This window comes from Pirellulales bacterium, from assembly GCA_035533075.1.
Taxonomy (GTDB): domain Bacteria; phylum Planctomycetota; class Planctomycetia; order Pirellulales; family JAICIG01; genus DASSFG01.
In genome coordinates, this window is sequence record DATLUO010000176.1 from 52,385 (window position 1) to 60,975 (window position 8,591).

6 protein-coding genes are annotated in these 8,591 nt (G+C 63.9%); 5 read left to right on the plus strand and 1 reads right to left on the minus strand.

Annotated features, from left to right (window positions below; all coding sequences use genetic code 11):
* Window positions 1–126: 126 nt before the first annotated feature.
* The 4 genes from VNH11_22080 to VNH11_22095 all read left to right on the plus strand — a co-directional run bounded on the left by VNH11_22080 (window position 127) and on the right by VNH11_22095 (window position 6,421).
* Entirely contained in the window at window positions 127–1,677 is a 1,551-nt protein-coding gene (locus VNH11_22080) for an SUMF1/EgtB/PvdO family nonheme iron enzyme (GenBank protein ID HVA49067.1), read from the plus strand.
* Between the two features lie 157 nt (window positions 1,678–1,834).
* Window positions 1,835–3,709, plus strand: coding sequence for a prenyltransferase/squalene oxidase repeat-containing protein (locus VNH11_22085; protein HVA49068.1), 1,875 nt, complete (start codon window positions 1,835–1,837; stop codon window positions 3,707–3,709).
* A gap of 134 nt (window positions 3,710–3,843) precedes the next feature.
* Complete coding sequence (locus VNH11_22090; GenBank protein HVA49069.1) at window positions 3,844–5,493, plus strand: prenyltransferase/squalene oxidase repeat-containing protein; 1,650 nt, start codon at window positions 3,844–3,846, stop codon at window positions 5,491–5,493.
* Between the two features lie 151 nt (window positions 5,494–5,644).
* On the plus strand, window positions 5,645–6,421 hold the full coding sequence (locus VNH11_22095; protein ID HVA49070.1) for a HisA/HisF-related TIM barrel protein: 777 nt from the start codon (window positions 5,645–5,647) through the stop codon (window positions 6,419–6,421).
* Between the two features lie 57 nt (window positions 6,422–6,478).
* Here the strand turns inward: VNH11_22095 and VNH11_22100 are convergent, their stop codons facing one another.
* A complete protein-coding gene (locus VNH11_22100; protein ID HVA49071.1) occupies window positions 6,479–7,039 on the minus strand; it encodes a Uma2 family endonuclease in 561 nt (186 codons plus the stop codon).
* Window positions 7,040–7,559: 520 nt separating this feature from the next.
* Here VNH11_22100 and VNH11_22105 point away from each other — a divergent pair.
* On the plus strand, window positions 7,560–8,531 hold the full coding sequence (locus VNH11_22105; protein ID HVA49072.1) for a hypothetical protein: 972 nt from the start codon (window positions 7,560–7,562) through the stop codon (window positions 8,529–8,531).
* The last annotated feature ends 60 nt before the right edge of the window (window positions 8,532–8,591 follow it).

The window sequence follows — 8,591 nt, forward strand, 5'->3', positions numbered from 1 at the left end:
AGGGGCCGGGGCGTACCCTGGACCCTCGCGGATTCGGAAAACTTCAGCGGAGATGCTTGCATCCAGGCCGCCGCCGTTATAGGGTGGCGGAAATTTCAAGACAGCGCGTTCTGGGGGATGCACGCCATGCGGATTGCCCTCGTTCTGATCTCCGCGGTTCTCATCGTCAGCCCGGCCTGGGCCAAGAAGCCGCTGCCCGAAAAAACGAAGCTCGACGCCGCCAAGATCGCCGCCCGCGATCGTTACTATAGCGAGCTGAAGGCGGCCCACGTTCCTGCGCTGAAAACCTTTCTCGACGCCGCCGACGCCATCCGCGACGACGACGTGCGACAGGCGGGTCTGCTGTTGGTGATCGCCGAGGCGGCGACGGAAGGCGGCCACGTCAAACTGGCTCTGGAAGCGCAGGACCGGCTTGGGCGGCATTTCGACTATGATGCGCTGGCCGGAAAAGTGAAAGTCATCGAGGCGGCCAGCAAGACGGCCAAGAACACCGATGCGCGAACGACGCTCGTCAACCGCGTGTTGGAATTGATCGACCAGGCGGTTGACGCCGAGCGGTTCGACATCGTCGAGCAGGCGGCCAAGGCGGGCGAAGCGATCGCCGTCAAACTGCGCGACGCGAAGCTGCGCAAAGAGCTGACGGCCAAGCGGACGAAGGCCGAGGCGCGGCGCCGCGAAAACAAAGCCCAAACCGCTGATTTGGCCAAAGCCGAAGCGATTCTCAAGAGCGACCCCGCCGACGGCGAGGCCCATCGCATCGTCGGCGTACAGCTTGCCTGCGGAGACAAGTGGAGCGAGGCGCTGGTTCACCTGGCCCAAGCCGACGATCCCGAGCTGCGCGCCGCGGCCGCCGCCGATGCCGAGCGTCCCGGCGGTCCCGAAAAGGAGGTCGCCATCGCCGACGCCTGGTGGCAACTGGCCGATAGCTTTGAGAACGAAAAGCACCGCGCGGCGTTTCGCGCACGCGCGATTTATTGGTATAGCCGGTCGGCCGCGGGTCTGAGCGGTCTGCGGCGGACGCGGGCCGCACGACGCCCGAAGCTTTCCGGCGAAGAACCGGCCGTCGCCGCCGCCGCTCGCGGCGCCGGCGACGACAATCTGGCCGAGCTGCTGTTGGCGCCAGGCGTGACGTTGCGGCTGGCAAAGATACCCGGCACGAGCGACGAGACGATCAAGCCGTTTTGGTTGGCCCAGACCGAGCTGACCGAACCTCAATGGGCGGTGACGATGGGCGACAAGGCCGAATCGCGCGATTTGCCGAAAGTGCGGATCTCGTTCACCGGCTGCCGGACGCTGTGCCAGCGGCTGAACGGGTCGCCGGCCGGCCGTCGCTATCAGTTCCGGCTGCCGACGCGGGAAGAATTCGTGCATGCCTGCGGAAAGCCCAACACCTACGCGGGCGATTTGGAGGATTATTGCTGGTGTCTCGAGAACTCGCCGGAGAAGCTTCAGCCGGTGGGCATCAAAAAGCCGAACCTGTTCGGATTGTTTGATTCCCTGGGCAACGTTTGGGAATGGTGTGACGACGGCAAGTTTTACGGCTTATCGGCATGGGACACGATCAAGAATCCGCAGCCGGCCTATACTTCGGTGGAATTGCCGAACGACTATCAGGGTCCGCGTGCCGACTACCTCGGCGGGAACGTGGGCGTGCGGTTGGCGGCGGATCTGCGGTAGAAAATGGCCAGCAGACCGGCGACAGGGAGGCCGTGGCTTGCTATACTGCGAGAGTGGTCCAAGTCTGCGCGAGCCTGCTTGAACCGATCGTAAAATCCAGTAGGCTAAAGTCCTTACGGCATTTCAGCCCACCTCGCCCTGTGCGGAGCCAGTGGTCATGGCAACCGATTCGTCGCCTGGCAGCAAGATCGATCTTCCATCGGCCGAGCCGGCCCCCAAGGCCAGGCCCGCCGCCGGCGTGCCGCCGAAAAAGCCGGCGACCAACGGCAAGGGTCTCAATACCGACACGGGCGACAAACCCGCCGCAAAAACGAGCACTACCGCCGGGGCAAACAAGGCCGCCGCAAAACCGGCCGCCAAATCGCCTGCTGCCGACACGAAATCGCCGGGCTTGAAGAAGGCAGCCGCGCCAAGCAAGCCCGCGGGCAAGGTGCCCGCGGCAGGCGACAAGGTGCCCGCGGCAGGCGACAAGGTGCCCGCGGCAAAACAAGCCGCCGGCAAGGCCAAAGTGGCCGGCAAGGCGCCGCGTGACGCGAAAACCGCCAGTTCGACCCGCGAGGAGCTGGAAGAACTCGAAAGAGTCGGCACGCTGAAAATGATCACGCTCGTGCCGGCCTGGATGATCAGCGCCATCGTACACATGGTCATCCTGTTGATTTTCGGGCTGATGCTGATGCCCGAAAAAAAGAAAGAGACCCTGCAAGCGCTGGTCGCCAAGGTCTCGGAATCGAGCGACTCCGTGGAGGAGGTCGCCGACATCAGCCAGCCGGAGTCGCTCGACACCGACGTCAACGACCTGGCGACGACCGTCGACGTGGTGACCACCTCGGAGATTGTGCCCACCGAAGTGGCCGACACTCCGGCGCCGACCGAGGTGGCGATCTCGCCGGTGGGCATTCCCACCGCGCCGGCGGGCGACCTGCTGAAAGACCTTTCGGTGGGTTCCGGCGGCACGGGCAAAGGCGCCTTGGCCGGCCGTGGCGGCACGGCGGACTCGAAGCGGGCCAGCGGTGCCACCGACGCCAGCGAGGCCGCCGTGGCCCGCGCGCTCAAGTGGCTGGCAGAGCATCAACTGCCCGACGGAAGCTGGAGTTTCGACCATACCGTCGGCAAGTGCCAGGGGCAGTGTACGCATCCGGGCACCAAGGCCGACGCCCGATTCGCGGCCACCGGGCTGGCGCTGTTGCCGTTTCTGGGCGCGGGACACACGCACAAACAGGGCAAGTTCAAGGACAACGTCCGCCTTGGCCTTTATTGGTTGGCCAGCAACATGAAGGTCACGGCCAACGGCGGCGCCATGGTCGACTCGGGAGCGATGTATGGTCATGGCATCGCCAGCATCGCGCTGTGCGAAGCCTACGCCATGACGCAAGACAAGCAGCTTGCCCCCCCGGCGCAGGCCTCGTTGAACTTCATCATGTATGCCCAGGATCCGGTCGGGGGCGGCTGGCGCTATCAGCCGCGCGAGGCGGGCGACACGTCGGTCGCGGGCTGGCAAATCATGGCCCTGAAGAGCGGCTATCTCGGCTTCCTGGAAGTCGATAAACGCAAGTGTATCCCGGGCGCCATGAAGTTTCTCGATTCGGTGCAGGCCGACGGGGGCACGTTTTATGGCTACAACAAGCCCGGCAACGGGCCGGCGACCACGGCCATCGGCTTGCTCTGCCGGATGTACATGGGCTGGCCGCACGAAAAGCCGGAGCTGGAAAAGGGCGTGAAATACCTCGCCGGTATCGGTCCCCAAACCGGCAACATGTACTTCAGCTATTACGCCACGCAGGTGCTCCATCAGTACGATGGCCCCGACGGCGATATCTGGACCGGCTGGAACACCAAGATGCGCGATTCTTTGGTGGCTTCGCAGGCGATGGCGAAGCACGAGACCGGAAGTTGGATGTTCACCGGCGCCGATCACGGCTTCGAGCAGGGCGGGCGGCTTTATTGCACCGCCCTGGCCACCATGACGCTGGAAATCTACTATCGTTACATGCCGATCTATACGCAGAAGAGCTCGGAAGACGACTTCGAATAAGATTTGAGGCGTCAGGTTTCAGGCGTCAGGCGTCAGGACAAACAACCTGACGCCTGACGCCTGATGCCTGACGCCTACCGATGGTGGGCCGGCGCTCGCAAGCTCGCTGGTCCCACCCTACAGGACCAAACCTCATGCCGCCCCCATCCACCTTTGCGGCCGGACAGTCGGTCGTGGCGAACAGCCTGAGCAAAATCGGGGGCCAGCCTACAGCCACATCTCCACCACCCTTGTCCGTTCAGCCGCAGCCGCTGCCCGGCATGTCGTCGCCCGATGGTCCGGAAACGGTCGTCCCCCTGTGGGCCACCGAGCAGGTCCATCGCTTCTGGCGGCAGGCATCGAGTAGCCTGATCAGCCTGGTGTTGCACGCGCTGCTGGTCATCCTGCTCGGACTCTGGTTCATTCCACGAAACGCCGGAACGTCGATGGCGCTCACCGCCTCGCTCGCCGACCTGGCCTCCAACGAGGAGGCGTTGAGCGCCAACGAGTTTGTGGCTGAAACCGGCCAGGACGAACCGGTGAGCGAGGCCGCGGCGAGCACGCTGGAGCAAACGGCCGGCGATCTGGATCGAAGCATCGCGGCCGACGCCCAAACCACCGACGTGACGCCGCTGGAAACCTCGACCGAGCGCCGCGCGGTGCGGGTCGATGCCACTCAGGCCCTGGTGCCTTATTCGGCCGGCGTGCTCGGCAGCGGCGAAGACTATGGAGGCGACGCCGACGTCAGCGGCGCGTTGGCCGGCCGGGGCAAAGCCGCCCGTGCTCGTCTGACCCGCGAGGGTGGCGGCAGCCCGGAGAGCGAAGACGCCGTCTCGCGCGGCCTGCGGTGGTTGCAGGCCCATCAGCTTCCCAGCGGCGGTTGGTGTTTCGACCTCAAACAAGGTCCGTGCCAGGGCCACTGCCGCGATCCGGGCAGCGAAGTCTCGACCACCGGCGCCACGGGGCTGGCCCTGTTGGCCTTTTTGGGCCGGGGCGAAACGCACTTCGAAGGCGAATATCAGGAGACCGTCAAGCGGGGCATCTACTATCTGACCGGCCAAATGCGCATCGGCGAGCTGGGCGGCGACCTGCGGGGCGAAAGCGGCGGCACGATGTACTCGCACGGCATCGCCGCGATCGCCCTGTGCGAAGCCTACGCCATGACGCGCGACCCGACGCTGCAGCCGTTCGCCCAAAAGGCGATCGACTTCATCGTCGGCGCGCAAGACCCACGCACCGGCGGTTGGCGCTACGAGCCGCGCATGCCCGGCGACACCACGGTGAGCGGCTGGCAGATCATGGCGCTGAAGAGCGGGCAGATGGCCTATCTGCGGGTGCCCTATGAAACGATCGAGCGGGCCAGCCATTTTCTCGACACGGTGCAGGTGGAGAACGGCGCCCGTTACAGCTATCTGCCGCGGTTGAAGGAAGGCAAAGAGTTGACCATCAGCGCGGTGGGCCTGCTCTGCCGGATGTACACCGGTTGGCCGGTGGAGCGCCCGGCCTTGCAAAAGGGGACCGGCTATCTGGCGCAAGAAGGTCCGTCGCTGCTGGGTGAGCACGCCAACATTTATTACAACTATTACGCCACGCAGGTCATGCACCACAACGGCGGCGAGCGGTGGCACGTCTGGAACGAGCGGATGCGCGACTTTCTGGTGGCCACGCAGGCCACCGAGGGGCACGAGTCGGGAAGCTGGTACTTCGACGGCGGGCAGGCCCGAAAGGGCGGCCGGCTGTACGTCACGGCCATGGCCATCATGACGCTGGAAGTTTACTATCGGCACCTGCCGTTGTACCGATAGCCGGTGGCAAACACGCTCTCCAATTCGGAACAAAACTCGCATAACTTAACCGCCTCCGAGCCGTCGATTTTACGCAGGCCGATGGTGGGCCGGCGCTCGCAAGCTCGCTGGCCCCACCTTACGACTTGGATGAATCGGAAATCTAAAATCGATGCGCGTCATTCCAGTCATTGACCTGATGCGGGGAGAGGTGGTGCGCGGGGTCGGCGGGAAGCGCGATCAGTACCGGCCGATTCAGAGCCGGCTGTGCGAGGGTTCGTCGCCGAAGGCCGTCGGCGATGCTTTTCGGCGGTTGGGGTTCTGCGAAGTTTATGTCGCCGATTTAGACGCGATCGGCGGCGCGGAACCCGACTGGACCTCGTACGGAGCGCTAATCGGCTGCGGCATGAAGCTTTGGGGTGACGCCGGTGCTGCCGGACCGCCCGCACTAACAAAAATGATGGGCTATCGGCATGGTGGTCGGTGTCTCGATACATTGATCGTAGGTTTGGAGTCGCTCGTCGATTCCGGGCTTCTCGCGGAGAGTGTCGCCTTGGTGGGGGCGACCCGGCTCGTGTTCAGCCTCGACCTTCGCCGCGGTCGGCCGATTGTCGGCTGTCGGCAGTGGCGCAAGCTGCCTGCCGAGAAGATCGCCGAGGAAGCAGTCGGCATGGGCATTCAGCGTATGATCGTGCTCGATCTGGCCCGCGTCGGCGTCGATGGCGGCGTTGGCACGCTCGATCTCTGCCGCCGATTGCGCAGGGAGTTTCCCGCGCTGGAGATCACGTCCGGCGGCGGCGTCCGTTCTCTCGACGATCTTCGCCTGCTGGCCGATGCCGGCTGCGACGCCGCCCTGGTCGCCTCCGCGCTGCACGACGGCCGGATCGCGGCAGAGGACGCGATCAAAGCAACTACGGATGGGCACGGACGGGGAAGACAGAAGCGATGACGGTTTGGGCTTCAATCGCTCTCACATCACTGGCACGGATACTTCGGATAAGGCCATTCACGGTAGTAGCTCGCGCACCGCGAACTCGGCGCCTGCGAAGCGTGGGCTGGTGAAACGATCGCGCACACCGTGGACACGCATGACGCTGTAGCGCCCAGAGCGCGGTCTGGTATATACGACAACGCGTTTGGCCTTGAGGTCGACGATCCACAGCTCGCGAATGCCCGCCTTGGCATACAGCGGCGCCTTGACCTGAGTATCGTAAGCCAGCGAGCTGTCGGCCACCTCGATCAGCACCTGCACTTGCCGCGGCAACGGATGGGCGTCGACGTAGTCATCGTCGCGCGGAACGAGCAGGGCCACGTCCGGGTTGGGCTCCGACCAGTCGGGAATGACGACGGGGCATTGGACGCTCAACTGGGTGCGATCGCCAAGCAGTCTGGGCAGCACGCGGGTGAGCCGGCGCACGCAGGCCGCGTGAGGACTGCCGATTGGGCTCATGGCGACGATTTCTCCTTCGATCAATTCAAGGCGATCGTCCTCGCGCAGAATGCCGGTCTCGACCATCTGGTCGTATTCGGCGACGCTGAAAAGACGGCGTGAAGGTTGGATCGACATGGCTCTTTTGACTCCGCAAGGATTGTAACACGCAAGGGAGCCGCTCCACCAGTCGGGTTCGCCTGGGGCCGACACGTCACTTGCCCGCAGGCATTCGGCGCGATAGCCTGATGACCGTCATCACTCGCCCTTGCGTTAGACCATCGAGGTACGCCATGTTTATCCAGAGCCGATCCGCCACAGCCGCCTTCGCTTGCTTGATTCTCGCTCTGACCGCCGCGGCGTCGCCTGTTTTGGCGCAGACATGGTATTGTGTGCCGATGGAAGCGTGCGTGTGATCCAGAACACGATCGACCTCAAGACGCTTGCGAACCTGTTTAACCGGCACGACGGGCAAGCCGTCAACGTGCCTTGAACGCATGGGTGTCGGTGCAGTTGGCGGTCAAACAGGTTCACAGGCGAGCGCCCATCACAAAAACGTCGCCGCCCCTGGAAAAGCGGGCCGGCTGCCGCCATGCTATTCCTCACGCGGTCGCACGTTCGCGGCCGCGGCGAGCGTTTTTGACGGCGAGCGGTCCTGATGGCAATTGAATTTCGTTGTTCCCAGTGCGGCAAGCTGTTGCGGGTGGCCGACGACGCGGCGGGCAAGCACGCTCGCTGCCCGAATTGCGGGGCCGTGCAACCGGTGCCGGCCGACGGTCCTCAGCCCGAAAGCCCTTTCGGCCCAGGCCCTGCGTCGCCCTCTCAACCTGCGCCGGCGGATGCCGAAGACCCTTACCACTCGCCTCCGTCGACAGCCTGGCATTCGCATCCGTCCAGCGCGAACGTCTTTCAGCCGACTCGCATCGATGCCGGCGATGTTTTCGCTCGGACGTGGGGGATTTTCAAGTCCCAGTTCGGCATGATTCTGGGCGCGTCAGCGATTTTCTATGCATGCTTTTTGCCCCTGGCCGGCGTAGGGTTTCCCATGGTCATGCTGGTGATGGGACAAAGAGGCCAACAGCCACCGCCATTATTGCTGTTTGGCGCTCTTTTCCTGCTCCAGGTGTTGCTCTTCTTGTTTGACACTTGGCTGCAAACCGGCCTCGCTATTTTCATGCTCAAGATCGCACGGGGCCAAACGGCGGAGCTGAGCGATCTCTTTTCAGGAGGGCGATTTTGGCCCCAGGCGGTTCTGGCCCGATTTGCGTTCGTTTTAGCGGTGGCCGTAGGCGAGATGTTTTGCCTGATTCCAGGCATCGTCGCGGCCTTGATGTTCAGCCAATACCTCTATTTGGTAGTCGATCGAGACCAGCGTGGATTAGAATCGCTGCGTATGTCGAGCACCTTGACGCACGGCAACAAGCTGAACCTCGTGTTGCTGGCGCTGATCATGATGGCCGTCGGCTTCGTAGGCGAAATGGCGTGCTGCGTGGGCGTCATACCCGCTTTCGGTTTCATCAATTTGATGTGGGCGGTGGCCTACGTGGTGATGACCGGCCAGCCGACGGCGGATGAGATTCTGCTTGAACCGCCGCCGTTCGCCGCCGAACCGGGCAGCGAGTTTCGCTGAGCGCCATGGTATGCGGTGGCTGGGGCAGAGCCTAAGCGATGCCCCGGTCGTGGCTCACCG

Bases quoted from the DNA above. Each gene is read 5' to 3' on its own strand.
- VNH11_22105 (HVA49072.1), top strand. From the start codon at position 7,560: ATGGCAATTGAATTTCGTTGTTCCCAGTGCGGCAAGCTGTTGCGGGTG.
- VNH11_22100 (HVA49071.1), bottom strand. From the start codon at position 7,039: ATGTCGATCCAACCTTCACGCCGTCTTTTCAGCGTCGCCGAATACGAC.
- VNH11_22080 (HVA49067.1), top strand. From the start codon at position 127: ATGCGGATTGCCCTCGTTCTGATCTCCGCGGTTCTCATCGTCAGCCCG.
- VNH11_22090 (HVA49069.1), top strand. From the start codon at position 3,844: ATGCCGCCCCCATCCACCTTTGCGGCCGGACAGTCGGTCGTGGCGAAC.
- VNH11_22085 (HVA49068.1), top strand. From the start codon at position 1,835: ATGGCAACCGATTCGTCGCCTGGCAGCAAGATCGATCTTCCATCGGCC.
- VNH11_22095 (HVA49070.1), top strand. From the start codon at position 5,645: ATGCGCGTCATTCCAGTCATTGACCTGATGCGGGGAGAGGTGGTGCGC.